Consider the following 26887-nt stretch of genomic DNA (forward strand, 5'->3'; position numbering starts at 1 on the left):
GTCTTAGGAGGAAATTATGAGAAGAAGAGAACAGAGAGAACATGTATTTAAACTTATGTTTATGACAGAGTTTAATTCAGAAGAAGAGATGACAGAACAGCTCTCTCTTTATTTTGAAGGTCTTGGAGAACTTTCAGAACAGGACCAGGAATATATGAAGAAGAAGTACGCACATGTGAAAGAACATCTGGAAGAGATTGATGCACAGCTGAACAGTGCAAGCCGTGGATGGAAGACAAAGCGTATGAGCCGTGTGGATCTTGCGGCACTTCGTCTGGCAGTATATGAGATGGAATATGATGCAGACGTACCGACAGGAGTAGCTATCAACGAAGCGGTAGAACTTGCCAAAAGATTTGGCGGAGATGCTTCCGGCTCCTTTGTAAATGGAGTACTGGGTAAGATCGCATCTGAGAAGGATGAGAAGAAAAACGAGGAGGAGACTGCTGACACAGAAGAGAAGGCAGCAGAAGCCCCGGAAGAGAACGCATGAGAAACGTCTATTCTGTCGGTCAGGTAAACCATTATGTCAAAAATATGTTTACCCAGGATTACTTTCTCCGGAAAGTCTATGTAAAGGGAGAGGTATCCAACTGTAAATACCATACCAGCGGACATATTTATTTTTCCCTGAAGGATGAAACAGGCACATTAAGCTGTGTGATGTTTGCGGGACACCGCAGGGGTCTTGCTTTTCGCATGAAGGACGGGGATAAGGTAGTTGCAGGCGGAATTGTAGACGTATATGAGAGAGACGGGCGTTATCAGCTTTATGCAAAAGAGATCACACTGGAGGGTGCTGGTGCCCTCTATGAGCGGTATCTGGCACTGAAACAGGAACTTGAAGATATGGGGATGTTTGCCCAGGAATATAAGCAGCCCATTCCTCATTTTATTCATACCCTTGGCGTGGTGACAGCACCTACTGGTGCAGCAGTACAGGATATCCGCAATATTGCAGGCAGAAGGAATCCATATCTGCAGGTGATCCTTTATCCGGCACTTGTGCAGGGAGAGGGAGCGGCGCAGAGTATCGTAAAGGGAATCCGGATGCTGGATGAAGCAGGGGTGGACGTGATCATCGTCGGCCGTGGAGGTGGCTCTATTGAAGATCTCTGGGCCTTTAACGAGGAGAGCGTTGCCCGTGCTATTTTTGAGTGCAGGACACCGGTGATCTCGGCAGTGGGACATGAGACGGATTTTACCATTGCGGATTTTGTAGCAGACCTGCGGGCACCTACACCATCTGCTGCAGCAGAGCTGGCAGTGGATGATTTTCGCAGTGTTCTGGAGAGCTTTCATATGTACGGAGACCGTCTGCAGCGTGCCATGAACAGTAAGACAGAACTTTTTGCCGCAAAACTTAAGGCCTATGAGAACAGATTCCAGTATCTGAGCCCGGAGTCCATGTTACGTGAAAAACGTCAGTATGCATCGGAGCTGGAGGAATGCCTGCGTTCTTCCATGGAACAAAAGCTTACAGAGAAAAGACATGAACTGGCAATATGGATCCAGCGGTTTGAGGGACTTTCTCCATTAAGAAAGCTAAATGGAGGATATGCATTTGTGTCCGACTCAGACGGACATGCGGTGACAGAGATCAGTCAGATAAAAAAAGGTGACAGGATCTCCATTGCAGTAACCGATGGAGTCATAGAAGCAGTTGCGGATCGCATCAGGAAGGAAGAGCGATAATGGCAGAAGCAAAGAAAGAAGAGAAATCCATAGAAGATACTTTTGGGGAGCTTGATCTGCTTGCCCGGAAACTGGAGGATAAAGAAACACCTCTTGAGGAGTCTTTCCGCCTTTACAGACAGGGAATGGAGCTCCTTAAGGATCTGAACGGAAGACTGGATACTGTAGAAAAAAAGATGCTTCAGATGAATGAGGATGGGACATTTCGTGAATTTTAAAGAAGAACTGAAAAGAAGAACAGAAGAAGCGGAACATGTGATCCGGGAATATCTTCCGGAAGAATCCGGTTTTGCAAAAACCATGGCAGAGGCCATGAATTACAGTATGACGGCAGGCGGAAAGAGACTCCGCCCGATCCTGATCAGGGAAACCTACGAGCTGTTTGGAGGAAAGGATAAGCTTTGTGAGCCTTTTATGGCGGCTATGGAGATGATCCATACACATTCGTTGATCCATGATGATCTCCCTGCACTGGATAACGATGATTACCGAAGGGGAAGGCTGACCACACATAAAGTATACGGAGAGGCCATGGGCGTTTTAAGCGGTGTGGCACTCCTTAACAGAGCTTATGAAGTGATGCTTTCCGCCTTTGATCTGACCGGGGATAAAGACCGTGTGATAGCCGCCATGCGGATCATTGCAGATAAGACCGGCATCAACGGTATGCTTGGTGGACAGAGTGTTGATGTGGAGAATGATGGGAAACCTCTGGAACACAAGATGCTGGATTATATTTACAAAAACAAGACCTCCGCATTGATTGAGGCTTCCATGATGACCGGTGCTGTGCTGGCAGGGGCATCTGAGAAAGAACTTGAGGTTGTGGAGCAGGCTGCAGAAAACATCGGGCTGGCTTTTCAGATCCAGGATGATATCCTTGATGTGACCAGTACCCAGGAGGAACTGGGAAAACCGATCCACAGTGATGAAAAAAACAACAAGGTTACTTATGTAAGCCTTATTGGAGCCCCGGCAGCAGCCAGCAGGGTTAAAGAACTTTCTGACCATGCGGTAGAACTTTTAGACGACCTTGACAGGAAGAACGGATTTCTGGATCTTCTTGTGGAAAGTCTTGTCAGCCGCAGGAAATAGAAAGAACAAAGGAAGGGTACAAATGATTCTGGAAAAAATTAAAAAGCCAAATGATATTCATAAAGTTTCATTGGAGGATTTTCCGCGTCTTGCTGAGGAAATCAGGAGCTTTTTGATCCAGAGTGTAAGTGAGACAGGTGGCCATCTGGCATCCAATCTGGGTGTGGTGGAGCTGACTCTTGCTCTGCATAATGTGCTTGATCTTCCACAGGATAAGCTGATCTGGGATGTGGGACATCAGGCTTATACACATAAAATCCTTACAGGAAGAAAAGACGGCTTTAAGGATCTTCGTAAAGAAGGAGGTTTAAGCGGTTTTCCAAAAAGGAATGAAAGTAACTGTGATTCGTTTGATACCGGACACAGTTCCAATTCCATTTCCGCAGGACTTGGCTATGTCCGTGCCAGAGACCTGATGGGAGAGAAATACCATGTGGTTTCCGTGATCGGAGATGGTGCGCTTACCGGTGGGATGGCTTATGAAGCATTGAACAATGCGGCTGAGCTGAAGACTAATTTTATTATTATCATCAATGATAATAACATGTCTATTTCCAAGAACGTAGGAGGAATGTCCACCTATTTAAGCGCTCTGCGTACAGCTGAGACTTATACAGGAATGAAGATCGGCGTGACAAAAACACTCAAAAAGATTCCCCATGTTGGAACCGCCGTGGTAGATACGGTCCGAAAGACCAAGAGCAGCATCAAGCAGCTGATCATTCCCGGAATGCTTTTTGAAAATATGGGGCTGACTTATCTGGGACCGGTAGATGGCCATAATATGCGCCAGATGATGAAGCTTTTTAATGAGGCAAAGAGAGTGGAGGGACCGGTTGTTGTCCATGTCCTTACAGAAAAAGGCAGAGGCTATGGACCGGCATCTTCCCATCCGGAGCGTTTTCACGGAACAGGTCCTTTTGACATCCAGAGTGGCAGACCTCTTGCAGCAAAAACAGCGCCGACATATACGGATCATTTTTCCGGTGCAATATGTTCTTTGGCAGAGAAGAACAAAAAAGTAGTTGCTATTACAGCTGCTATGCCAGATGGAACCGGACTGAACCGATTCCGGAAGAAATTCCCGGAGCGTTTTTTTGATGTGGGTATTGCGGAAGAACATGCAGTAACCTTTGCGGCAGGCATGGCACTTGGGGGAATGATCCCGGTTTTTGCGGTATATTCTTCGTTCCTGCAGAGAGGGATCGATCAGATCCTTCACGATGTATGTATGCAGGATCTTCATGTAATTTTTGCCATTGACAGGGCAGGATTTGTCGGAGCAGATGGTGAAACACATCATGGATGCTTTGATTTTTCCTATCTGTCCATGATTCCCAATATGACAGTTATGGCTCCCAAGAATGGAAAAGAGCTTGAGGAGATGTTGAAATTTGCAGTAGAAGAGCTGGATGGCCCCTGTGCGATCCGATATCCGAAAGGATCGGCATGTACCGATATGGAAGAATGTCATGAGCCACTTAAGAAGGGCAGAAGTGAAGTGATCACTCCAGGCAGTGAGATTGCAGTTCTCGGGGTTGGCAGCATGGTTTCTGTCTGTCAGAAGGTCTGTGAAGAGATAAGAAATCACAAAATAGCAGGAGCTACGTTTGTAAATGTCCGTTTTGTAAAGCCTCTGGATACAGAGCTTCTTGATCGGCTTTCGCAGAACCACAGTCTTTTGGTCACTGTGGAGGAGAATGTAAAAAGCGGTGGGTTCGGAGAACATGTATCTGCTTATATGGAAGCCTGTCATCCGGAAGTAAGAGTTCTTCCACTGGCAATACCGGATCATTTTATTGAGCATGGAACGGTGGACCGTCAGCGAATGAAAATAGGTTTAAATGTACAGGGAATCCTGGATGCGGTAGAACAGAGCTGGGAAAATCTTGTGAATAACAGAAAATAAAGGACATAGCCTTTGCAGAAGAATACGAAGCTGTGAGGCATTTTACAGCCCGGCACATAAGGAGCCGGGCTGTTGGAGGATAATATGAAAAAAAGACTGGATATCATGATGGTGGAACAGGGACTTGCACCGTCACGCGAAAAAGCAAAAGCGTATATCATGGCCGGGGAAGTATATGTCAACGGTCAGAAGGAAGACAAGGCTGGCTCCATGTTTGCTGAGACTGTCAAGCTGGAGGTAAGAGGAAAGACTCTTCCTTATGTCAGCAGAGGCGGACTGAAGCTGGAAAAAGCCATGAAAAATTTTGGCGTGACGCTGAAGGACAAGGTGTGCATGGATGTAGGCGCATCCACCGGCGGTTTCACAGATTGTATGCTTCAGAACGGAGCGGTCAAAGTCTATTCTATTGACGTGGGATATGGACAGCTGGACTGGAAACTCAGGAATGATCCAAGAGTTGTATGCATGGAAAAAACAAATATCCGCTATGTGGTACCGGAAGATCTGGAAGACCCGGCAGCATTTTCTTCGATCGATGTTTCTTTTATCTCCCTTACAAAAGTGCTTCTTCCTGTAAGAAATCTTCTCACAGAGGACGGAGAGATCGTATGTCTCATCAAACCTCAGTTTGAGGCCGGCAGAGAAAAAGTCGGAAAAAAAGGCGTTGTCCGTGATCCGAAGGTCCATGAAGAAGTCATTGAGAAAGTCAGAGATTATGCCATGAGTATTTCTATGGAGCCCTGTCATCTTTCTTTTTCTCCCATCAAGGGACCTGAAGGAAATATTGAATATCTCCTTCATCTGAAAAAACATCCGGAAGGAACAGAAGTATCTGTGAGTCTTGACGTATCCGTAGAGGATGTGGTAAAGGAAGCCCACGGACAGCTGGACTGATGTTTGGAAAGGACTGAAGCAATATGGACAGATTTTATATAATTCCAAACAGTGCCAAGGATCCGGAACTGACATTTTCTAATAGAATCATTGCCTATCTGGAGAAGCATGGTGCCAGGTGTCATGTGCAGAAGATCACCGAAAAAATGGAGGGACCGTATCATTATACGGACCCGGATGGGATTCCGCAGGATACACAGTGCATTATTGTACTGGGAGGAGATGGAACACTTCTGCAGGCTGCAAGGGATGTGGTGCATCTGGATATCCCTCTTCTTGGAATCAATCTGGGAACTCTGGGATTTCTTGCCGAGGTGGATAAAAATTCCGTGTATCCGGCTCTGGATCGGCTTCTGTCAGATGACTATGAGCTGGAAGATCGTATGATGCTGGAAGGAAAGATCTATCGGGGAGAAGAACTTATTGGAAAAGATATCGCATTAAATGACATTGTGATCGGAAGAGAAGGACATCTCCGTGTGATCCGTTTCAAGAATTATGTTAATGATGCATATATGAATTCATACAATGCAGATGGTATCATCATTTCCACGCCGACCGGTTCTACCGGATATAGTCTGTCAGCGGGAGGTCCCGTGGTTTCTCCCAGTGCCAGTATGATGATCATGACCCCCATCGCTCCCCATACCATGAACACCCGAAGTATCATTCTTTCCGGGGAAGAGGCAGTTACAGTAGAGATCGGTGAGGGAAGACATAATACCATTGAGAAAGCGGTGGCCTCTTTCGACGGGGATACCCAGATATCCATGGTCACCGGTGACCGGATCGTGATCCGGAAAGCCACAGTCAGGACAAAAATCCTCAAGCTGAACCATCTGAGCTTTGTGGAGGTTCTGAGACAGAAAATGAGTAACAGCTGATGCAGGAGGTTCAATTTTGAAAGTAGCAAGACATGAAAAAATTATCGAACTGATCCGTCAGTACGAGATCGATACACAGGAAGAACTTGCAGCAAGACTGAATGAGGCCGGTTTTAAGGTTACGCAGGCTACCGTATCCAGAGATATCCGTGCTCTGAAAATGACAAAGGTTGCAGGCAGCAACGGAAAGTCCAGATATGCGATCCTGGAAGAACATACACCGGATGTGTTAAGTGATAAATATTCCAGAGTTCTGAAAGATGCAGTGATCGCTATGAACATCGGACAGAATATCGTAGTGGTAAAAACAATTCCGGGAATGGCCATGGCGGCAGCAGCAGCTCTTGATGCCATGAAATGGCCGGAAATCCTGGGATGTATTGCCGGAGATGATACCATTATGTGTGTGGTGAAAACCTCTGAACAGGCACCGGGTGTAGTTCAGAAGCTTGGCGGGATCTTATCCAGAGGAAAATAAAATGACAGAATATGTAAATGCTTTATACCAGAAAGGAAATCAATGTTAGTACATCTGCATGTAAAAAATCTTGCACTGATAGAGGAATCAGAGGTGGAATTCGGACCAGGCTTAAATATCTTAACTGGTGAGACCGGAGCCGGAAAATCCATTCTGTTAGGATCCATACAGCTTATCCTGGGCGGAAAAACTTCCAGAAGCATGATTCGTGAAAATGCTTCCTATGCCCTGATAGAGCTGCTGTTTCAGGTTGAAAACACGAAAGCCAGAGAGTCCCTTGCGGCGCTTGACATCTATCCGGAAGACGGACAGGTGCTGATGTCCCGTAAGATCATGGACGGCAGAAGTATCAACAAGATCAACGGAGAGACAAGTACTGTCAGCCAGATGAAAGCAGCAGCAGCCTGTCTTCTGGACATTCACGGACAGCATGAGCATCAGTCGCTTCTTTATGGAGACCGCCAGCTGGCTATTTTGGATGTATACGGAAAAGAACAGATCCTTCCTGCCAGGGAGAAGGTCCGGAAAGCTTATCAGGAGTATCGGAACTGTGTGGATCAGCTGAAAGCACTGGATATGGATGAGGAACAGCGCAACCGTGAAAAAGCCTTTCTGGAATTTGAGATCAATGAGATCGAGGAGGCAGCTCTTATTCCGGGAGAGGACGAAACACTGGAGGATCGCTACCGGAAGCTGAGCAATGCCAGAAGGATCATGGAAACAGCACAAATGGTCCGTGTGATGACCGGATATGAACAGGGCGCCGCAGATATGACCGGAAATGCCCTGAAAGAGTTTTCAAGAATTGCAGATTACGATAAGGATCTTGCACCTTTACAGGAAGCTCTTGTGGAAATCGATTCACTTCTCAGTGACTTCTGCCGTGATCTGTCCTCTTATATGGATAGTCTGACTTTTGACGAAGAAACTTTTTTTGAAACAGAAAAAAGACTGGATCTGATCAATAGTCTGAAGGCAAAGTATGGACAGACGATCCATGAAATTTTGTCTTATCAGAAGGAACAGCAGGAAAAATTAGAAAAACTTCAAAGATTCGAAGAAAATTTCCGGTTACTGAAAGAAAAACTTATGCAGGCAGAAAAGATTCTTGAGGAAGCTTCGCATGAACTTTCAGAGATCCGGAAAGAATACAGTAAGCAGCTGGATGAAAAGATTATCGAAGGATTGAAGGAACTGAATTTTGAGGATGTGGATTTTTCTATCCGTTTTGACCGCAGAAAAAATTATACAGATAATGGTTATGATGCGGTGGAATATGAGATTTCCACAAATCCAGGTGAAAGCAGAAAACCGCTGGGACAGATCGTATCCGGTGGTGAGCTTTCCAGGATCATGCTTGCCATCAAAGCGATCCTTGCAGATAAAGATCAGATCGATACACTGATCTTTGATGAGATCGATACAGGGATCAGTGGGCGTACTGCACAGAAGGTCTCTGAAAAAATGGCAGTGATCGGACAGCACAGGCAGGTGCTTTGTATCACACATCTTCCACAGATCGCAGCAATGGCAGATACCCATTTTGAGATTGAGAAACATGTAGAAGGAACAGAAACCATCACCCAGATCCATCCTCTGGAAGGAGAGGAATCTGTTCGTGAGCTTGCCAGACTTCTGGGCGGTGCCCAGATCACGCCGGCTGTTCTTGGAAATGCAAGAGAGATGAAGGAATTGGCACAGCAACAAAAAAATACAAGACTGAAATAATTTATACGTTACATACTAAGAGAGGACGGCCGAAAGGTCGGTCCTCTTTTTTAACCGAATCAAGTCAGTCTCCTGCTTCAGTTGCGAAAAGCAATAAGCAGTGGGTGGGGATTTGCTTGTATCAGAAAATTACAAAGGATGTGACGTAAGATGAACAGAAAAAGAAAATACCGATGTTGGCTCCTTGTATTTCTTGCGCTGGATCTGATTCTGATGGGATGGCTGGGCTACCGGCTTCTGGACAGAAAGATCCCGGATCAGATCCTGATGGATCATGAGGACAGCCGGGAAGTAGCCAATCTTCTTAAACGCCCTTTTATCAGCTTTGATGATGCAATCACCGTTTCAGGAAAAGACAGCTATAAGTTGCACTGCAGACTCTTGGGAGTGATCCCTTTTAAGGATGTGAAGGTAAAGAATATAACTGCAAAAGAAGTATATGCAAGCGGAGATGCAGTAGGTATTTATATGCAGACGAAAGGAGTTCTGATCATTGATACAGGCGAGATCCTTTCGGAAAGTGGTGAGATGGAAGAACCGGCCCGGGACATTGTAAAGCCGGGAGATTATATTGTGGCTTTTGATCAGAACCGGATCCAGTGCAAGCAGGATCTTCTGGAGGATCTTGCAGATCTTTGCGGAGAATCTGTAACACTGAAGGTCCGCCGGGGAAAAGAGACGATTCCCCTGTCCCTGACGCCTGTGAAAGATGAAAAAGGAAACTACAAGCTTGGCATCTGGGTGAGGGACGATACACAGGGAATCGGAACCCTGACTTATGTGGACGAAAATGGAGGGTTCGGTGCTCTTGGCCACGGGATCAGCGATGTGGATACCGGCGAACTTTTAAGTATCGCAGATGGAAATCTTTACAACGCCCAGATCCTGGGGATCCGGAAAGGAGAAAAAGGAAATCCCGGAGAACTATCCGGGCTGATCCGATACGAAGCTGACAATATCCTGGGTGAGATTTCCGAAAACAGTAAAAACGGCATTTTTGGAACTGTGGATGCTGACCAGGTGAAAAATCTGGATCTGAAGAAGATTCCTGTAGGTTACAAACAGGATCTGAAAATTGGACCCGCATCTGTTCTCTGCTGCACAGACGGCGAAGTAAAAGAATATGCCGCGGAGATCACCAGGATCGATATGAACCATGAGGATTCTAATAAGAGCTTCGTGATCCAGATCACAGATAAAGAACTCCTGGAAAAAACAGGTGGGATCGTTCAGGGAATGTCTGGAAGTCCTGTGCTTCAGAACGGAAAACTCTTTGGTGCCGTGACGCATGTATTTGTGCAGGATTCTACCGGCGGATATGGGATTTTTATTGAAAATATGACAGGCAATGCATAATCTGCAGTTGAGGAAAGAGGCACAAAAACATGGAAAAAGTCCGGGAAAAGTGCCTCTTTTTTATATGGGGAAAAATGCCGGATACAGAGTGAAATACCTGCATTTTAGTGAATTTTGTGATATATAAGAGAAAAAATGTCGAAAAATATCGTACGAAAGTGTGATAAAATAACTATTTTTATCTTGATTTTACTACAGGATTTCCACTATAATAATTTTGTCGCCAGCAAGGGGAAAGCGCAGGCAGCTAACAGTGTCGGTTACTGCCGTGGTGACAGGGGGTATGTCTGGAAACCCAAGGAGATAGAAGTTAGGAGGGTCCTCATGGACAAATTAAATGTTGCAATTGCTGATGATAACGCGAAAATGACAGACATGCTCGGTCAGATGATCGAAGAAGATAAAGACCTTGAACTGGTCGGAAAAGCACACAACGGAGAAGAAATCTGTAACATAATCAAAGATAAGGAGCCGGATGTGGTGATTCTCGACATCATTATGCCGAAGATGGACGGCCTTTCCGTTATGGAGAAATTTTCCCATAACGCAAATGTCAAAAAAGTTCCAGTGTTTATCGTATTATCTGCAATTGGACAGGAGAGGATTACAGAGGATGCATTCAGTCTTGGAGCAGACTATTATGTTTTGAAGCCTTTTGACAACACCACACTTTTAAACCGGATCAAACATATTCGGAAGATTGGGGACAGGAGAGTGCGGGAGATTGCAAGGCCAGGTGTCACGGAAACCAAAAAGCCTCAGCCGGAAAGGAATCTGGAAACCGATGTGACGAATATCATTCATGAGATCGGAGTTCCGGCACACATCAAGGGGTATCAGTATTTAAGGGATGCGATCATTTTGTCTGTCAATGACATGGAAATGCTCAATTCCATTACCAAGGTATTATATCCAACCATTGCGAAACGCCATCAGACAACACCGAGCAGAGTGGAGCGGGCGATCCGACATGCGATTGAGGTGGCATGGAGCCGGGGAAAGATGGATACCATTGATGAATTGTTTGGATATACTGTAAGCACCGGAAAAGGGAAACCCACGAATTCTGAATTTATAGCACTGATCGCAGATAAAATCAGACTGGAATATAAAAATCGGTCTTTAAATTAGATGAATTTTGGAGTATAATCATAAATAAAAACGGGTGTACCCAGGGAGGGGAATACAGATGAAAAAAATTCTGTTTGCTACATCAGAAGCAGTACCTTTTATCAAAACAGGAGGACTCGCTGATGTTGCCGGCTCACTGCCTAAGTGCTTTGACAAAAAATATTTTGATATCCGCGTGATCTTACCGAAATATGCCTGTATGAAACAGGAATGGAAAGACAAAATGGAGTATGTGACCCATTTTTATATGGATCTGGGATTTAAGAACTGCTATGTAGGCATTATGCAGATGCAGTATGACGGGATCCAGTTTTACTTCATTGATAATGAATATTATTTCAGTGGTCCGAAACCATATGACAGCGCACCATGGGATCTTGAGAAATTTGCTTTCTTTTCCAAAGCTGTGTTATCGGTTCTTCCGGTGATCGGATTCAGACCGGATATCATCCACTGTCATGACTGGCAGACAGGACTTGTTCCGGTTTACCTTCACGATTCTTTCCAGGAGAATGAATTCTTCCGTGGAATCAAGACTGTTATGACAATACATAACCTGAAATTCCAGGGTGTATGGGATGTTAAGACTGTTAAAGATATCACAGGCCTTTCCGATTACTACTTTGCGCCGGATAAACTGGAAGCATACAAGGACGCAAATTTCCTGAAGGGCGGTATGGTATTTGCAGATGCCATTACCACAGTAAGTAATACCTATGCAGAAGAGATCAAGACACCGTTTTATGGTGAGAAGCTGGACGGACTTCTCAATGCGAGAGCCAACAGTCTGCGTGGTATTGTAAATGGTATTGATTACAATGAATTCAATCCGGAGACAGATCCGAATATCACCAAGAACTACAATGCAAAGAACTTCCGCAAGGAGAAGATTAAGAACAAGATCCAGCTGCAGAAAGATCTTGGACTTGAGCAGGATCCGAAAGCTATGATGATCGGTATTGTATCCCGCCTGACAGATCAGAAGGGATTTGATCTGATTGCTTATATCATGGACGAACTGTGTCAGGATGCGGTTCAGATCGTTGCTCTTGGTACCGGTGAGGAACGTTATGAGAATATGTTCCGTCATTTTGACTGGAAGTATCATGGCAAGGTATCTGCACAGATCTACTATGATGAGGCAATGTCTCACAGAATTTATGCAGCATCTGATGCATTTCTGATGCCGTCACTGTTTGAGCCATGTGGCTTAAGCCAGCTGATGAGCCTTCGTTATGGAACTCTTCCGATCGTCAGAGAGACTGGTGGTCTGAAGGATACAGTTGTCCCGTACAATGAATTCGAGGGAACCGGAACAGGATTCTCCTTCGTAAATTACAATGCACATGAAATGCTTGCTACGATCCGTTATGCAGAGAGTGTATATTATGACAAGAAACGTGAATGGAATAAAATGGTAGATCGCGCGATGGCTGCAGATTTTTCCTGGAACAATTCCGCACGTCAGTATGAGGAAATGTACAATTGGTTAATTGGTGAGTAAGGATTCACCGAAGCGGCTCCCGCAATAAAAAGGCGCAGACGACAGATAATATGTCGTTTGCGCTTTTTTATTGCGGGAATATATATGGATGTTATTGTATGTCTGCAAAAAAAAATATGAAGATGTTTGTTTATCAAACAGGAATTGTGCTAAAGTGAGAAAAAATATAAATGTTAATGATAAATAACTTTCGAATTTGTATTATTTATACGAAACTTATCAGATTAATCAGTTATTGTCAAATAACTTAAATTGTGTTACATTTATATTAATACATCGTTTTTGGAATAACTATACCATTCACTTGTCTGTGAATCCGATTGATATAGTTATTTACGAAACGATGTACCAGTGGATAATACAGATATATGTATTGACCATGTAAATTGTACTTATGATGAGGTGACAATATGACACTGGACAAATTAAAGACTGGAGAATGTGGCAGAATCATCAGTGTTCGTGGTGAGGGGGAGCTGAGACATCATCTTCTGGATATGGGGCTTACACCGGGGACAGAAGTGTCTCTTCGTAAAACAGCTCCTATGGGAGATCCGGTACAGCTTGTGTTGCGCGGATATGAGCTGACATTGCGGCTGGCGGAAGCTGCAAAGATTGAGATCGTATCAATCGAATCCATGACGGAAACGAAGAAAGAAAATGAGCGGCATCAGCCGATTGCTCATCCTGGTGTGGGAGAACTTGGAAAGGCTCGAGATTATCATAAGAACCGGATCGGTGATACGATTCCCAAAGGGGAACCGATCACGTTTGCACTGGCAGGTAATCAGAACTGTGGAAAGACAACTCTTTTTAATCAGCTGACAGGTTCCAATCAGCATGTTGGTAACTTTCCGGGTGTAACTGTTGACAAGAAAGAAGGAAGCATCCGAAGGCATCCGGAGGCAACGGTAACGGATCTTCCTGGAATCTATTCACTTTCCCCGTATTCCAGCGAGGAGATCGTAACAAGAGATTTTCTGCTGAATGAGAAGCCGACAGGAATCATTAATATTGTAGATGCTTCCAATATTGAGAGAAATCTTTATCTTACCATGCAGCTGATGGAGCTTGGAATCCCAATGGTGCTGGCCTTAAATATGATGGATGAGATAAGGGCAAATGGAGGCTCTGTTCGGATCAATGAACTGGAGGAGATTTTAGGAATTCCGGTTGTACCTATTTCAGCAGCGAAGAATGAAGGAATTGATGAGCTGATCGATCATGCAGTCCATGTTGCAAGATACAGAGAAGCACCGGGAAGAATTGATTTCTGTACTGACAATCAGTCACCGAAGGATCCGGTAGGCGCACTTCACAGATGTATCCATGCAGCCGTTCATCTGATCGAACCCTATGCAAAAAAAGCAGGACTTCCTGTACGTTTTGCAGCTACGAAGATCGTAGAGAAAGATTCTCTGATTGAAAAACGTCTGGCTTTGCCTGAAGGTGAAAAAAAGGTTCTTGATGGGCTGGTACATGTTATGGAGAAGGATGGCGGTCTGGACCGTGAGGCAGCTCTTGCGAACATGCGCTTCAATTTTATTGAAAAGCTTTGTGAGAAAACTGTGGTAAAACCGGCAGAAAGCCGTGAACATAAACGAAGTGTCGCCATAGATCGTATCCTTACCGGAAAATATACAGCAATTCCCTGTTTTATGGGAATTATGGCAATTGTATTTGTGATGACGTTTAATTATCTGGGAGCCTGGCTTTCAGACGGAATGACTATGGTCGTGAACTGGGTAATTGCACTTATTGGCAGGGGACTGGAGGCGGCAGGTGTCAGCTCAGTACTGCAGTCACTGGTTGTGGATGGAATTTTAAGCGGTATCGGAAGCGTGATCGGATTTCTTCCCACGATCGTTACTTTGTTTTTCTTCCTGTCAATCCTGGAAGATACCGGATATATGGCTCGTGTAGCCTTTGTTATGGACAAGCTCCTTCGAAAGATCGGACTTTCCGGAAGAAGCTTTGTGCCGATGCTGATCGGATTCGGCTGTTCGGTGCCGGCCATTATGGCAACCAGAACATTATCCAGTGAACGTGACCGGAAAATGACGATCCTGCTTACTCCGTTTATGAGCTGCAGTGCCAAGCTTCCGATCTACGGACTTCTCACCAGTGCATTTTTCCCGAAGCAGTGGAGAGGAGTTGTGATGATCAGCCTTTATTTTGCAGGAATTCTCTGCGGGATCCTGTATGCGCTGATCCTGAAAAAGACGAAATATAAGGGAGAGCCGGTTCCGTTTGTCATGGAGCTTCCCAATTACCGGCTTCCTTCTGCAAAAAGTGTAGGACAGCTGATCTGGGAAAAGGCGAAGGACTTTATCCAGAAAGCGTTTACAATTATTTTTGCAGCAACGCTGATCGTGTGGTTCCTGCAGAACTTTGATGCAGGTCTTAACCTTGTTACCAGCACAGATCAGAGCCTTCTGGCAAAGATCGGAAGCATCGTGGCACCACTTTTTGCTCCGCTGGGCTTTGGTGACTGGAGAGTATCCACCGCATTGATCACGGGCTTTATGGCAAAAGAGAGTGTTGTGTCTACGCTGACAGTCCTTCTGGGTGGAAATACGGCGTTGCTTCAGACTTTATTTACACCGTTTACTGCTTACGTGTTTTTAATCTTTACCTTGCTCTATACACCCTGTGTTGCAGCTATTGCAACTGTGCGTCGGGAGATGGGAACTGTAAGAGCTGCCGCTGGTATTGTAGCAGTACAGTGTGCCACTGCATGGATCGTTGCGTTTGCGGTACATGGTGTGGGAATGATGCTTGGATTATAGAAAAAATACCTTACATATGGCTTTTCACAAACTGCAGAAAACATTCTGCAGAGGTTGTGAGAGCCATATTTTTTTTATGGGCAATTCCAACAGATAGCTTTTCCAGTCCGTTAACCGGGACAGCAGCAAGAGAAGGCTGACGAAAAAGCTGAAAGTTGCTTTTTGTAAGAAGGCTGATCCCTTCGCCAATTTCCACTGCGCTGACAATAGATTCTGCGCGGGCAGTACGCAGAAGCTCCGGGTGTGTATCACAAAAACTGTGTATCACAGAAGTAAGATGGTACTGAGAAAGAAAAGGAAGTGTTCCAATATGAAGTGCCTGGAGCTTACTGTCCTTAAAGTGGTACACTGCTTCCAGAGAACGATGATACTGTCTGGAAATCTTAAGTGCTTCTTTGTAAAAAAACTCTCCTTCAGGAGTAAGCACAGCAGTACGCTTGCTGCGGTCCTATAAGGTAAGCTCCAGTTCTTTTTCCAGTTTCATGATCTGCTTGGAAAGGGAGGACTGGGAGATATGCATAGCTTCTGCAGCATCAAAAAAAGTCCGGGACTGAGCTGCACAGATAAAATAGTCGATCTGTTCAAGAGTCATGGTAACACCTGCCTTTTAGAAAATAGTGACGAATCATTCCATATTGGAAACAATTATATCATAGAAAGAATTGATTCACCATGTAAAAAAGAGATAAAATAACATAAGAAAATAAAGATGTTACTGAGAACGGAGTGAACAGTAATATAAAGATAACGCAGGAGGTTTTTTATGGCAGAAAAAGTAAGAGATCTGAGAAGTGCTCTGGCACTTCTGGAGCAGATGCCAGATCAGCTGATCGAAACAGAGGTGGAAGTTGATCCGATGGCAGAGCTTGCAGGGGTATATCGTTATGTAGGAGCCGGTGGAACGGTGAAGTGTCCCACAAAGGAAGGATCTGCTATGATCTTTAATCGTATAAAAGGACACCCGGATGCAAGGGTAGCTATCGGTCTTCTGGCAAGCAGAAAAAGAGTTGCTGCTTTACTTGACACTCAGCCGGAAAATCTTGGAAAGGTGCTCTGCAAAAGCGTGGAGAATCCAATTCCACCGGTCGATCTTGAAGGCGATGCACCGTGTCAGCAGGTGGTGCATAAGGCAGCAGATTCGGATTTTGACCTCTATAAGCTGAAGCAAAGGAGTATCGCAGATGGAATGGATTATAACAGAGTGTGTGGAGACTGCAGGCTGTGAGCTGGAGGTCAGTGCTGCATTTATCGGAGAGGATGTGCTTATCTGTCTGAAAGGCGGGGAGAGGCCCCACCTGGGATGTGTGGTGCAGACGGAACCGAGAGTGTCTCTGACAGGGGATGGTTCTGTGAGTGTGACTTCTTCAGTTTTGAATTTTCCGGGACATAAGGACGAGGTGATCTGCCGGTGGATGGCGGAGAAGGTTTCGAAAGAGCTGGGAAAGAGAGTGGTTTGCACCGGGGATTTCATAAGGATGGTATTTCGGAGAAGGAGATCCGGGAGGTGCAGGGAAGTGTTGTGCGTCTGACAGAGATGGTGATAGAAGGACTGCAGCGGTAGTTGAGTAACGAACGGCTGGAACCTGCTAAAGTTATTTTCCAAAAGTCCGAGATTTTCTTCGCTCAAACAGCGAATTTTTGAAAAATAACGCAGATTCCAGCCGTCTAAAATGTTTCTGTATTCTATTTATTTTCAAATATATTCTCGCGGGTAATATTCTTAGCCCACTTCCCACTGAGATACCTTTTGATCACCCATGGCCACTTCACAAATTCATCCGTACAGAGCAGAAAATACACCCACATAACCGGCAGCTTCAGTACAAAAGCAGCGAAGAATCCAAGGGGTACTGCATATACCCACATATCAATGGTATCACAGATCAGCCCAAACTTTGTATCACCACCTGCCCGGAACACACCGGCGATCAGGGTTGTATTTACGGCAGACCCCATAATATAGTAGCTGTTGATCAGAAGCATATATTTCAGATAATGCATGGCAGTGGGTGTCAGGGACGCAAATCTCATTACGAACGGTGTGATGGCAAGAACGATAAGTCCGCCCAAAAAACCTGCAATAACAGTAAGCTTCAGTGTTTTGGAAGCATAACGCCTGGAACGTTCCAGATCGCCCTGCCCCATAACATTGCCTAGAAGGATACCTCCTGCACTGGCAATACCGAAACAGAAAACAGAGCCGATATTACGGACTACTACAACCAGAGAATTGGCAGCAACCGCATCCGTACCAAGATGCCCCAGGATCACAGAGTACATGGAAAAACCAATACTCCAGGAAATATCATTACCAAGAGCCGGCAGGGAAAGCCGCACGAAATCACTGAACAGCAGTTTGTTTTTTGTGAACATACATCGGAGATCCAGTCGGACATTTTTGCTGAAAGCAGAAACAATAAAACAGGCGATCAGCTCGATCATTCTGGAAAGTGCAGTAGCAATAGCCACACCGGTAGCACCAAGCTTGGGTGCTCCGAACAATCCGAAGATAAAAGTCGCATTCAAAAGGATATTCAGTCCAAATGCCAGCATATTCATCGCCATGCTGGTAGTTACCCGGCCAATGCTTCGAAGAACAGCCAGATAAACCTCCGTCATACCCCAGCAGATATAGGTGATACCCATAATGCGGATATAGGAAGAACCAATGGCCAGAAGCTTCGGATCATTGGTGAACAGTTTCATCATCATCTGCGGCATGGTAAATGCAACGAGCGCCACGAGAACAGAGATGATCATGGAAAAACGAAGAGCGATTCCCTCGATGATCTGAATGGCTTTGTAATCTCCCTTTCCATAATACTGGGCACAAAGCAGGGTGGCTCCCGTACCAAGACCGTAATATACCATAAACAGGACATTGGAATAATTCGCTGCCAGGGATACTGCGGAGATGGATGACTGACCTACAAAGTTCAGCATGATAACATCGGCGGAATTGACCGCTGCACTTAGCAGATTCTGAATGATGATGGGGATGACAAGCTTAACGATCTGTGGATAAAAATCATCCCGCTGTGAAAGTTGATTTCTCATTTCCTCCTCCAAAAAAATACAATTACAATGACGTGAAAAACAGTAAATCACATACATGGTAACTGTGTCAGCTTTTGTAAAAATGAAAGCAGACATGATTGCACGATAACATAGTTTACAGGCAGTGTCAATCGGCAAACTGCAAAATTGTTTAAACAACTTACGGAAAAATGACGAATACAAAAAATGCATAAAAAATTATATCAGCAGTTGTTGAGATTTCCAATCCATGATAAACTGAATGGAGATATTTTTCAGAGAAAGAGGAGTAAAAAATATGCCAGTTTTTGATTTCAGCGCAGCGCCGGCAGATAAAAAAGAGACAAAAAGCCAGTGCACATATACAACATTTCGTTCCAATGAAACAAAAGCCACACCGGAGAAACCGGTGCTGATCCTGGATAACAGCAAAAGAGAGTGGAAACATCATTCCTGCGGATATTTTTCCAATCCTGCGAAGCAGACTGCATTTGAGTTTAAGGAAGAGGACGGTGTTTTTCCGGCAGACATCCTGAAGATCGATTCCCGTTTTACAAGCCTGATCAAATGGCTCGGAGAAAATCATATCAACATCCGTCTTTCAGGACAGAATACAGAAGAAGGATATGCTGTTTACAAAATCCGTGAGATCGCTTTTGGCGGAGGCACCAAGCTTTCTGCTGAGGACGGATTTCTTCAGTTTATGATCGAGCGTCTGTTTGCAAGCAGTGCGCCGGCAGAAGAAAATGAGAACGATGAGGAGGAAGAAGACGGTGACGATATGAAGCTTACCAGTATTCAGAGTATCACCGACTTTATGAACTGTGCCGGAAAGACTATGCCGGATAATATCCGTCTCTGGGCAAGAAGAAATCTGGCAGTTGCCCGTTCTCATGAGGTTTCTCAGGAGGAAAGACGCCATGCCCAGAGAGCACTTTCCATCATGATGAATATTCAGTGGAAGCATAATTATTTTGAGTCTATTGATCCGAAGGAAGCACGCCGTATCCTGGATGAGGAGCTTTATGGAATGGAGCGTGTAAAACAGAGGATCATTGAGACGATCATTCAGATCAATCGTACTCATACACTTCCTGCTTACGGACTGCTTCTTGTAGGACCGGCAGGTACCGGTAAATCTCAGATCGCTTATGCAGTTGCAAGAATCCTGAAAATGCCGTGGACAACCCTGGATATGAGTTCGATCAATGATCCGGAACAGCTTACAGGAAGCTCTCGTGTTTATGCAAATGCCAAGCCTGGAATCATCATGGAGGCTTTTTCCATGGCAGGAGAATCCAATCTGGTATTTATCATCAATGAGCTTGACAAGGCTGCATCAGGTAAAGGAAACGGAAATCCGGCAGACGTGCTTCTGACACTGCTGGATAACCTTGGTTTTACAGATAACTATATGGAATGTATGGTTCCGACAGTTGGTGTCTATCCTATTGCCACAGCCAATGATAAGGCACAGATCAGTGCACCTCTGATGTCACGTTTTGCAGTGATCGATATTCCCGATTACACACCGGAGGAAAAGAAGATCATCTTTTCCAGATTTGCGCTTCCCAAGGTTCTGAAACGTATGAGTCTGAAACAGGAAGAATGTATCGTAACGGATGAGGCGCTGGATGCAGTAATTAAGAAATTTGAAGATACCACAGGAATCCGTGATCTGGAGCAGGCTGCGGAGCATATTGCGGCCAATGCCCTGTATCAGATCGAGGTGGATCATGTGAAGGCTGTAACCTTTACCCCCGAGATGGTACAGGAGCTTCTGGACTGACAAGGGAACCAGTTTTGCAATGATAAAAATGCTTCCGGAGATTTTTTCGGAAGCATTTTTGGCTGAGGGAATGCACCTGTTTATGCCGGGCCTGTCTGATCGTAAAGGGAAATTATAAAAATAATGAAATCAGGGATTGCCTGAGAAAGTGTAAATGTGTATAATGGGACAAAAGAGCGTGCGCGTGAACACAAAGCACACAGGAGAGGTTTTGGAGGGTAAAATATGGCAGTAACATTACAACAGATTGCGGAAGCAGCAGGAGTTTCAAGAGGCACTGTGGACAGGGCACTGAACAACAGAGGCCGTATCCGCCCGGAAGTAGAGGAAAGGATCAAAAGGATCGCCCGGGAGATGGGATATCAGCCCAGCCGTGCCGGTCGTGCCCTTGCCATGGCAAAGAGGAAAATCCGTATCGGTGTGATCCTTCAGTATATGGAGACTCCTTTTATGCAGCAGGTTTTAAAGGGAGTCCTGGAAGCAAAAGAAGAAGTGGAGAGCTTTGGCGGAACAGTAAAGATCTATGAGATCGAGGGCGTGGAACCGGAAAAAGTAATGGCTGCAATGGAAGAACTCCGGGAAAAGGGGTTTAATGGAATCGCGCTGACTCCATCAGAGGATCAGCTTTTGAGAGCGAGGATCGATCAGTATCAGGAAGAGTATGGAATTCCGATAGTTACCTTTAATGCGGATCTGGAAGATACAAAAAGATTATGCTTTGTGGGACAGGATACCTTTCAGGCCGGTCGTACGGCAGCAGGCCTGATGTGGGAGATGACAGGCGGAAACGGGCAGGTTGCCATAATTTCCGGACAGGTTGCCAATCCTGGTCTGATCAGCAGGCAGAAAGGATTTACGACAGAGATTAAAGAAAGCTTTCCGGGAATCGAGATCGTGGATATAAGGTATTCTTATGATGACGAATGGGTGGCATCCAAGATCGTGGAAGAATTTCTGGAGCTTTATCCGGAGCTGACCGGGATCTATATTACGGGTCATGGTGTAAAGGGTGTCTGCCAGACCTTGCAGAAGCTTGGAAAGGATAAAACCATGCATGTGATCGCCAATGATTTCCTGGAAGAAAATCTGAAATGGCTGAAAGAGGGGACGATCAATTTCCTTATCGGTCAGGATGCGGCTGTACAGGGACATTCTCCGGTGATTATTTTGTTCCAGCTTCTCTTTGACAGCAAGGCACCGGAAAAGGAATACCAGTATACAGATATTGTGATCCGGACGAAATATAATATGGGTTAAAAAGGAATTGCTGTTGCGTATAGAACCCATGATCAGAAATATCATATGGCAGGATCCTGTACAGGGAAAGCAGATTCAGGAGGAAAAATGAATTATAAAAATGTAAAGATCGCAGAAGGTGCTAGGATCGCAAAGCAGTCTGTGATCCTTGGAAATGTAACGATCGGCCGTGACAGCTGTGTATTATATTATGCGGTGATCCGCGGAGATGATGCGCCGGTAGTGATCGGAGAAGAAACAAATATCCAGGAAAACTGTACTATTCATGTGAGCCACAACATGCCGGTCCATATCGGAAACAACGTTACTGTGGGACATAATGCGGTGATCCATGGATGTACCATCGGAGACCGGACATTGATCGGAATGGGAGCCGTGATCCTGGATGGTGCAAAGATCGGAAACGACTGTATCATAGGAGCCGGAAGCCTTGTGACTAAAAATACGGTGGTCCCGGATGGTTCTCTGGTAATGGGAAGTCCGGCCAGGATCAAACGAAACCTTACCTGGGAAGAGAAGCTTGGTATCGTGGAAAACAGCAAAGAATATCTTACTGTGTCCGAAGAGATGAAAGCGCAGGATGTATTATAAAAAAGTGAAGAAGACATTTGTAAACGGACAGCTCCGACTGCTTTGTAATATGAGAAGCAGTCGGAGCTGTAACTTTGTTATATAAAATGCTTATATTTATCGTTTTTTTATTTATCGATCACTTCCACCGGTGTGTCATCCCGTGCATCCAGATCGTTGATATATTTTTTGGTCTCTTTTACGATCACATTGGAAAGCAGTAATACTGCGATCAGGTTTGGAATAGCCATCAGTGCATTCAGGATATCCGCTACGGTCCATACCAGGTTCAGAGAAATAACAGAGGAGATGGTAGCTACCGCAATGTACAGCACACGATAGGGAATGAGTCCCTTTTTGCCGGAGAAATACTCTACGCATCGCTCTCCATAATATGCCCATCCGAGGACTGTAGAATATGCGAAGGAAATGATACCCACTACAAGGATCACAGGACCAAGAACCGGGATCTGCTGAAAAGCCAGTGTAGTAAGAACACCGCCATCAGTGATATTTCCCATGTCGATCGAAGGATTTTTCATAATACTGGTTACCAGAACAAGACCGGTCATCAGACATACCACAACGGTATCCCAGAATGTACCGGTGCTGGAAACGAGAGCCTGACGAACCGGATTTCTTGTCTGTGCGGCAGCAGCGGCGATGGGGGCAGAACCCATACCGGATTCATTGGAAAAAAGTCCTCTTGCGATTCCATACTGCATGGCCATCATGATACCACGTCCTACAAGACCTCCTGCAGCAGCACCAGGGGTAAAAGCAAATTTGCAGATGGTTTTTACTGCGGGAATGATAAAATCGAAATTGATCCCCAGGATGATGATACATCCGATCACATAGAAAAATGCCATAAACGGAACAAGACGTTCACATACATTGGCGATGGATTTGATCCCGCCAAAAATAACAAGGGCAGTAAGAACTGCCACAGCAATGCCGATCGCTGCCGATGGAATATGAAGGTTCTCATTGCATACCGTTGCAATGGCATTGACCTGGGTAGCACATCCGATTCCAAAGGAAGCAAAGCCACCGAAAAAGGCAAAGATCAGACCAAGCCAGCGCATATTTAATCCGCGCTCCAGGGCATACATAGCACCACCCTGCATACGGCCGTCTTTGGTTTTGACGCGGTATTTTACAGCGATGAGAGACTCACAGTATTTGGTGGCGATTCCGAAGACACCGGTAAGCCAGCACCAGAGGACTGCACCGGGACCGCCAAGAGCAATGGCAGTACCGACCCCGATGATATTTCCGGTTCCAATAGTGGAAGCAAGGGCTGTTGTCAGGGCGCCAAACTGGCTGACTTCACCTTCCGCATTGGTATCTTTGGTGACAGACAGGCGAATGGCGGTACCGATCTTACGCTGGATCACACCGGTACGGATGGTCATGAAAATATGGGTGCCCAGAAGTAAAATGATCATCCACCAGCCCCACACCAGACTGTCGATCTGGTTTATCACACTTCCGATTGCATTTATCATAGAAATCTCCTCCCTTTCTCAAAGCGAAATATCCGCAGGACTGCAGAAATAACACAAGGGCGTACAGACACAGGAAATATGTGCTGTACGCCCTTGTACGTTACGCTCTTAAGTTTTGATTATTGTGCTAATTATACAGGAATATTCAGAATAATGCAACAAAAATATTTCATCTGAACAGGAGGTTTTTCTGAAAACCAGATAATCACAGGAGATTTTTTGTTATAGAGAAAAAACAAAAATCATGGTAAAATAAAAATGCAGGACAAAAAAGGTTAAATCAGGAGAAAACGTATGAAAAAGAATCACTTTGAATTAAAAAATTATGTTATGGCAACCGGCGTTTTTATCTTGGCGGTTATAGCAGGGATTCTTATTTTTTTCGAGTGTTTGCAGAGGGCTGTACAGGTGAATTCTCAGAATACATTGAAGATAAATGTGCAGAGACAAAGTGAACATTTGCGGACGATACTGGATATTAATTATCAATATCTGAATGAGATTGCCTCTGCAATGGGAAGATCAGAAGAACTTTTTTCAGAAGAAAATAAAGAACGACTGATATCCATTTATGAAAGGACAGACCTGGAGAGGGCTGCTCTTATTGATAAGAATGGAGATGCATACTACGACAATGGAGTAACCAAGAATGTTTCTCATCGCAGATATTTTCAGGAGGCTATCAGTGGAGAGCAGACCATCAGCGATCCCCTGGAAAGCAGTGTGGACCATAAGGTGCGGGTGGTTTTAGGTGTGCCGGTATACAAAGACCATAAAGTGATCGGTGTGTTGGGCGGATCCTGTAATGTTACAGCGCTGAGCCATATGCTTTTTAATGATCTTTTTGATGGAGAGGGAAACAGTCTTCTGGCTACAAGTGATGGAGAGATCATTGCCTTTGACAGTGGTTCGGCGTCTGGTACGGAGATCACATATGGAATCAATCTTTTTAAATATTACGGAGAAAAAAATCTCAAAGGAAAGAATACTCTTCAGGATATTCAGGAAGATTTTACAGTTGGCGAAAGTGGTCTGGTGAAGCTTAGCCTCAAAGAGAGAAAAGAAGCAGACCGGTATCTGGCATATATGCCTCTTGGATACAACGACTGGATGATCTGTTATGCAATTCCTGTAAAAAGTGCACAGCAGGCTTATGAATTCATTTCCGGTTATGAAATCCTATTTATGGGAAGCTTCTGTATTCTGGTGCTTCTCCTGCTCCTGTATATTGTTGTAAGAAATAATCAGGAGAAAGCAGAGTTGGTACGTTCTGCCCAGAAGGATGCGCTTACAGGCGTTTATAACAGAGAGAATACGCAGAAGGTGATCGATGCTATTCTGAGAGAAAAGGCTCCGGAAGGCTTTCATGGCTTCCTGATCTTGGATATGGATCATTTTAAAGAAGTGAATGATGTTTACGGACATGTCATGGGAGATAATGTATTAAAAATGCTGGGAGGTTTTCTTAAAGAGCAGTTCCGGGAACAGGATGTGATCGGGCGTATCGGCGGGGATGAGTTTGTGATCCTGCTCTGTAATATCGGTTCACAGGAAAATATGGAGAGCAGAATAAAAAAACTTCATGAAAAGCTCAGAGAGATCCGTATGGAAGGCATGGGAGAGCATACATTTACTTTTAGTGCAGGAATTGCTTTTGCACCACAGGATGGAGATACCTTTATGGAACTGTATCAAAAAGCAGATTTTGCCCTTTATCAGGTAAAACGCTCCGGAAGGGATGGCTACCGGATCTATAAATAACAATAAAAAAGACAGAAGATATCCTGAAGAGAAAAAGGAAATCTTCTGTCTTCTTTTTGTATAAATTGGAATGGGAAGCTTTGATGTCCTTAGGCTTCCGGAATTTTTTGAATGATCGTTCTGTTTATGACAACCAGGAAAGCTACGGAAACGATCAGAGAAATAATCTCCGCAATGGGGAAAGACCACCATACTGCGTGAAGTCCGCCGATGGAAGCAAGGATATAAGCAGCAGGTACCAGGACAAATAGCTGACGCATGATAGATACGATCATACTGAATACAGCTTTTCCGAGTGCCTGGAATACAGTTCCCGCAATGATACAGAACCATGCGATCAGATAGTGGATTCCTATGATACGAAGTGCAGGGATTCCGATGGTAAGCATATCTTCGGAAGCACTGAACAGCCCCAGCAGTGTTTTCGGAATAGATTCAAAGGCAAGAAAACCAATGAATGTAAAACAGAATGCGATGAACATGCTGACTTTGACAGTTTTAAGCATACGCTTTCTGTGGCGTGCACCATAATTATAGGCAATGATCGGTGTAATGCCGTTGTTAAGTCCAAATACAGGCATGAAGAAAAAACTCTGCAATTTGAAGTAAACACCAAATACTGCAGTTGCAGTGACTGTGAACTGTACCAGGATCAGATTCATGCAATAGGTCATGATAGAACTGATGGACTGCATGATGATTGATGGAATACCTACTGCATAAATATGGCCGATGATCTTAAGGTCAGGACGGAAGCCCCTGAAGCTGAGCCGGACTTCATGATTAAATTTATAGTTGCAGGTTCCTGCAACGATGCAGGCTACACACTGTCCGATCACAGTAGCTACAGCAGCTCCGGTAACACCCATTTTCGGAGCACCGATCAGACCAAAGATCAGGATCGGGTCAAGGATGATGTTGGTGATGGCACCGCACAGCTGGGAAGTCATGCTGAATATGGTTTTTCCTGTGGATGTGAGCAGACGTTCAAAGAAAAACTGTCCAAGCAGACCAAAGGAGAATATCATAACTGTGCTCAGATATTCAATCCCAAATTTAAGGATCTCAGGGTCTGCGTTATGTACCTGGCTGGCATAAAATGGTTTTACTACTGTAAATCCAAGGATCAGGAAAACCAGATAGCTTAAGCTATACAGGAAAGCAGCATTGCTGGCTGTCCGATCAGCTTTTTCAAAGTTCTTTTCTCCAAGGGATTTGGAAAGCAGTGCGTTCATACCCACACCGGTACCTGCACCTACTGCGATCAGAAGTGTCTGCAGTGGAAAAGCCATGGAAACTGCCGTCAGAGCATTTTCGGAAAGCATGGCAACGAAAACACTGTCTACAATATTGTACAATGCCTGCACCAGCATGGAGATCATCATTGGCAGAGACATGTTTAGTACAAGCCTTCCTACGGGCATGGTCCCCATTTTGTTTTCTGCTATGGGAGCAGATGTACTTTTTTGATTCATATTTCCTCCATTTTGTATTTTGTAG

23 protein-coding genes and 1 pseudogene are annotated in these 26887 nt (G+C 44.8%); 19 read left to right on the plus strand and 5 right to left on the minus strand.

Going from position 1 to position 26887, the window contains the following annotated elements:
• The first annotated feature begins 16 nt into the window (after nt 1–16).
• From nusB to feoB, 13 genes are all read left to right on the plus strand, one after another.
• Complete coding sequence (gene nusB / locus V9W66_RS16335; protein WP_015524454.1) at nt 17–493, plus strand: transcription antitermination factor NusB; 477 nt, start codon at nt 17–19, stop codon at nt 491–493.
• Nucleotides 490–1695: an exodeoxyribonuclease VII large subunit gene (gene xseA, locus V9W66_RS16340; protein ID WP_144092808.1), complete on the plus strand. Its 1206-nt coding sequence runs from the start codon at nt 490–492 to the stop codon at nt 1693–1695. The genes nusB and xseA overlap by 4 nt, the downstream gene beginning before the upstream one ends.
• Nucleotides 1695–1913, plus strand: a complete 219-nt coding sequence (gene xseB, locus V9W66_RS16345) for an exodeoxyribonuclease VII small subunit (protein WP_021650691.1) — start codon at nt 1695–1697, stop codon at nt 1911–1913. The genes xseA and xseB overlap by 1 nt, the downstream gene beginning before the upstream one ends.
• Nucleotides 1903–2790, plus strand: a complete 888-nt coding sequence (locus V9W66_RS16350; RefSeq protein ID WP_144092810.1) for a polyprenyl synthetase family protein — start codon at nt 1903–1905, stop codon at nt 2788–2790. The genes xseB and V9W66_RS16350 overlap by 11 nt, the downstream gene beginning before the upstream one ends.
• 22 nt (nt 2791–2812) lie before the next feature.
• Entirely contained in the window at nt 2813–4699 is a 1887-nt protein-coding gene (gene dxs / locus V9W66_RS16355; protein WP_186289982.1) for a 1-deoxy-D-xylulose-5-phosphate synthase, read from the plus strand.
• Between the two features lie 84 nt (nt 4700–4783).
• Nucleotides 4784–5593 (plus strand): TlyA family RNA methyltransferase, encoded by an 810-nt coding sequence (locus V9W66_RS16360; protein WP_144092812.1) that lies wholly within the window; start codon nt 4784–4786, stop codon nt 5591–5593.
• Nucleotides 5594–5616: 23 nt separating this feature from the next.
• Complete coding sequence (locus V9W66_RS16365; protein WP_015524460.1) at nt 5617–6477, plus strand: NAD(+)/NADH kinase; 861 nt, start codon at nt 5617–5619, stop codon at nt 6475–6477.
• 16 nt (nt 6478–6493) lie between these two features.
• Nucleotides 6494–6955, plus strand: a complete 462-nt coding sequence (argR, locus tag V9W66_RS16370; protein ID WP_021650687.1) for an arginine repressor — start codon at nt 6494–6496, stop codon at nt 6953–6955.
• Nucleotides 6956–6997: 42 nt separating this feature from the next.
• Nucleotides 6998–8683, plus strand: coding sequence for a DNA repair protein RecN (gene recN / locus V9W66_RS16375; protein WP_144100332.1), 1686 nt, complete (start codon nt 6998–7000; stop codon nt 8681–8683).
• Nucleotides 8684–8833: 150 nt separating this feature from the next.
• Entirely contained in the window at nt 8834–10039 is a 1206-nt protein-coding gene (gene spoIVB / locus V9W66_RS16380) for a SpoIVB peptidase (RefSeq protein WP_144094421.1), read from the plus strand.
• Nucleotides 10040–10363: 324 nt separating this feature from the next.
• A complete protein-coding gene (gene spo0A / locus V9W66_RS16385; protein WP_144094423.1) occupies nt 10364–11170 on the plus strand; it encodes a sporulation transcription factor Spo0A in 807 nt (268 codons plus the stop codon).
• A gap of 58 nt (nt 11171–11228) precedes the next feature.
• The gene (glgA, locus tag V9W66_RS16390; protein ID WP_015524465.1) at nt 11229–12674 is read left to right on the plus strand and encodes a glycogen synthase GlgA; all 1446 of its coding nucleotides are present in this window, start codon (nt 11229–11231) and stop codon (nt 12672–12674) included.
• Nucleotides 12675–13084: 410 nt separating this feature from the next.
• Nucleotides 13085–15463, plus strand: coding sequence for a ferrous iron transport protein B (gene feoB, locus V9W66_RS16395; protein ID WP_144094427.1), 2379 nt, complete (start codon nt 13085–13087; stop codon nt 15461–15463).
• 10 nt (nt 15464–15473) lie between these two features.
• Here the strand turns inward: feoB and V9W66_RS16400 are convergent, their stop codons facing one another.
• Nucleotides 15474–15890, minus strand: a complete 417-nt coding sequence (locus V9W66_RS16400; RefSeq protein ID WP_243121764.1) for a hypothetical protein — start codon at nt 15888–15890, stop codon at nt 15474–15476.
• A 21-nt stretch (nt 15891–15911) separates the two neighbouring features.
• Nucleotides 15912–16055 carry a LysR family transcriptional regulator gene (locus V9W66_RS16405; protein ID WP_243121765.1) on the minus strand — a complete coding sequence of 48 codons (144 nt, stop codon included), beginning with the start codon at nt 16053–16055 and terminating at the stop codon, nt 15912–15914.
• A 171-nt stretch (nt 16056–16226) separates the two neighbouring features.
• On the opposite strand from V9W66_RS16405, the pseudogene V9W66_RS16410 reads away from it, so the two are divergent.
• Both V9W66_RS16410 and V9W66_RS16415 read left to right on the plus strand, forming a co-directional pair.
• Nucleotides 16227–16625, plus strand: a pseudogene (locus tag V9W66_RS16410) (UbiD family decarboxylase); the annotation flags it as partial.
• Between the two features lie 19 nt (nt 16626–16644).
• Nucleotides 16645–16992 carry a hypothetical protein gene (locus tag V9W66_RS16415; RefSeq protein ID WP_243121766.1) on the plus strand — a complete coding sequence of 116 codons (348 nt, stop codon included), beginning with the start codon at nt 16645–16647 and terminating at the stop codon, nt 16990–16992.
• Nucleotides 16993–17146: 154 nt separating this feature from the next.
• Here the strand turns inward: V9W66_RS16415 and V9W66_RS16420 are convergent, their stop codons facing one another.
• Entirely contained in the window at nt 17147–18520 is a 1374-nt protein-coding gene (locus V9W66_RS16420; protein WP_144094429.1) for an MATE family efflux transporter, read from the minus strand.
• Nucleotides 18521–18797: 277 nt separating this feature from the next.
• Here V9W66_RS16420 and V9W66_RS16425 point away from each other — a divergent pair, with 277 nt between their 5' ends.
• The 3 genes from V9W66_RS16425 to V9W66_RS16435 all read left to right on the plus strand — a co-directional run bounded on the left by V9W66_RS16425 (nt 18798) and on the right by V9W66_RS16435 (nt 22136).
• Entirely contained in the window at nt 18798–20288 is a 1491-nt protein-coding gene (locus V9W66_RS16425) for an AAA family ATPase (protein WP_015524474.1), read from the plus strand.
• Between the two features lie 225 nt (nt 20289–20513).
• Nucleotides 20514–21545, plus strand: a complete 1032-nt coding sequence (locus V9W66_RS16430; protein WP_021650674.1) for a LacI family DNA-binding transcriptional regulator — start codon at nt 20514–20516, stop codon at nt 21543–21545.
• 87 nt (nt 21546–21632) lie between these two features.
• On the plus strand, nt 21633–22136 hold the full coding sequence (locus V9W66_RS16435; RefSeq protein ID WP_144094433.1) for a gamma carbonic anhydrase family protein: 504 nt from the start codon (nt 21633–21635) through the stop codon (nt 22134–22136).
• Between the two features lie 107 nt (nt 22137–22243).
• Here the strand turns inward: V9W66_RS16435 and V9W66_RS16440 are convergent, their stop codons facing one another.
• Nucleotides 22244–23626 (minus strand): alanine/glycine:cation symporter family protein, encoded by a 1383-nt coding sequence (locus V9W66_RS16440; protein ID WP_144094435.1) that lies wholly within the window; start codon nt 23624–23626, stop codon nt 22244–22246.
• Nucleotides 23627–23920: 294 nt separating this feature from the next.
• Here V9W66_RS16440 and V9W66_RS16445 point away from each other — a divergent pair, with 294 nt between their 5' ends.
• Nucleotides 23921–25387, plus strand: a complete 1467-nt coding sequence (locus tag V9W66_RS16445; RefSeq protein ID WP_144094437.1) for a sensor domain-containing diguanylate cyclase — start codon at nt 23921–23923, stop codon at nt 25385–25387.
• Nucleotides 25388–25476: 89 nt separating this feature from the next.
• On the opposite strand, the gene V9W66_RS16450 is transcribed toward V9W66_RS16445, so the two are convergent.
• Nucleotides 25477–26862 (minus strand): MATE family efflux transporter, encoded by a 1386-nt coding sequence (locus V9W66_RS16450; RefSeq protein ID WP_144094439.1) that lies wholly within the window; start codon nt 26860–26862, stop codon nt 25477–25479.
• Nucleotides 26863–26887: the final 25 nt, after the last annotated feature.

Origin of the sequence: Blautia massiliensis (ex Durand et al. 2017), from assembly GCF_051861785.1 — a bacterium.
Classification (GTDB): Bacteria; Bacillota; Clostridia; order Lachnospirales; family Lachnospiraceae; genus Blautia_A; species Blautia_A luti_A.

What these genes read in the sequence shown, in the direction of transcription:
- nusB (WP_015524454.1), top strand. Translation starts at nt 17, where the DNA reads ATGAGAAGAAGAGAACAGAGAGAACATGTATTTAAACTTATGTTTATG.
- xseA (WP_144092808.1), top strand. Translation starts at nt 490, where the DNA reads ATGAGAAACGTCTATTCTGTCGGTCAGGTAAACCATTATGTCAAAAAT.
- xseB (WP_021650691.1), top strand. Translation starts at nt 1,695, where the DNA reads ATGGCAGAAGCAAAGAAAGAAGAGAAATCCATAGAAGATACTTTTGGG.
- dxs (WP_186289982.1), top strand. Translation starts at nt 2,813, where the DNA reads ATGATTCTGGAAAAAATTAAAAAGCCAAATGATATTCATAAAGTTTCA.
- V9W66_RS16360 (WP_144092812.1), top strand. Translation starts at nt 4,784, where the DNA reads ATGAAAAAAAGACTGGATATCATGATGGTGGAACAGGGACTTGCACCG.
- V9W66_RS16365 (WP_015524460.1), top strand. Translation starts at nt 5,617, where the DNA reads ATGGACAGATTTTATATAATTCCAAACAGTGCCAAGGATCCGGAACTG.
- recN (WP_144100332.1), top strand. Translation starts at nt 6,998, where the DNA reads ATGTTAGTACATCTGCATGTAAAAAATCTTGCACTGATAGAGGAATCA.
- spoIVB (WP_144094421.1), top strand. Translation starts at nt 8,834, where the DNA reads ATGAACAGAAAAAGAAAATACCGATGTTGGCTCCTTGTATTTCTTGCG.
- spo0A (WP_144094423.1), top strand. Translation starts at nt 10,364, where the DNA reads ATGGACAAATTAAATGTTGCAATTGCTGATGATAACGCGAAAATGACA.
- glgA (WP_015524465.1), top strand. Translation starts at nt 11,229, where the DNA reads ATGAAAAAAATTCTGTTTGCTACATCAGAAGCAGTACCTTTTATCAAA.
- feoB (WP_144094427.1), top strand. Translation starts at nt 13,085, where the DNA reads ATGACACTGGACAAATTAAAGACTGGAGAATGTGGCAGAATCATCAGT.
- V9W66_RS16405 (WP_243121765.1), bottom strand. Translation starts at nt 16,055, where the DNA reads ATGACTCTTGAACAGATCGACTATTTTATCTGTGCAGCTCAGTCCCGG.
- V9W66_RS16415 (WP_243121766.1), top strand. Translation starts at nt 16,645, where the DNA reads ATGGAATGGATTATAACAGAGTGTGTGGAGACTGCAGGCTGTGAGCTG.
- V9W66_RS16420 (WP_144094429.1), bottom strand. Translation starts at nt 18,520, where the DNA reads ATGAGAAATCAACTTTCACAGCGGGATGATTTTTATCCACAGATCGTT.
- V9W66_RS16425 (WP_015524474.1), top strand. Translation starts at nt 18,798, where the DNA reads ATGCCAGTTTTTGATTTCAGCGCAGCGCCGGCAGATAAAAAAGAGACA.
- V9W66_RS16430 (WP_021650674.1), top strand. Translation starts at nt 20,514, where the DNA reads ATGGCAGTAACATTACAACAGATTGCGGAAGCAGCAGGAGTTTCAAGA.
- V9W66_RS16435 (WP_144094433.1), top strand. Translation starts at nt 21,633, where the DNA reads ATGAATTATAAAAATGTAAAGATCGCAGAAGGTGCTAGGATCGCAAAG.
- V9W66_RS16440 (WP_144094435.1), bottom strand. Translation starts at nt 23,626, where the DNA reads ATGATAAATGCAATCGGAAGTGTGATAAACCAGATCGACAGTCTGGTG.
- V9W66_RS16445 (WP_144094437.1), top strand. Translation starts at nt 23,921, where the DNA reads ATGAAAAAGAATCACTTTGAATTAAAAAATTATGTTATGGCAACCGGC.
- V9W66_RS16450 (WP_144094439.1), bottom strand. Translation starts at nt 26,862, where the DNA reads ATGAATCAAAAAAGTACATCTGCTCCCATAGCAGAAAACAAAATGGGG.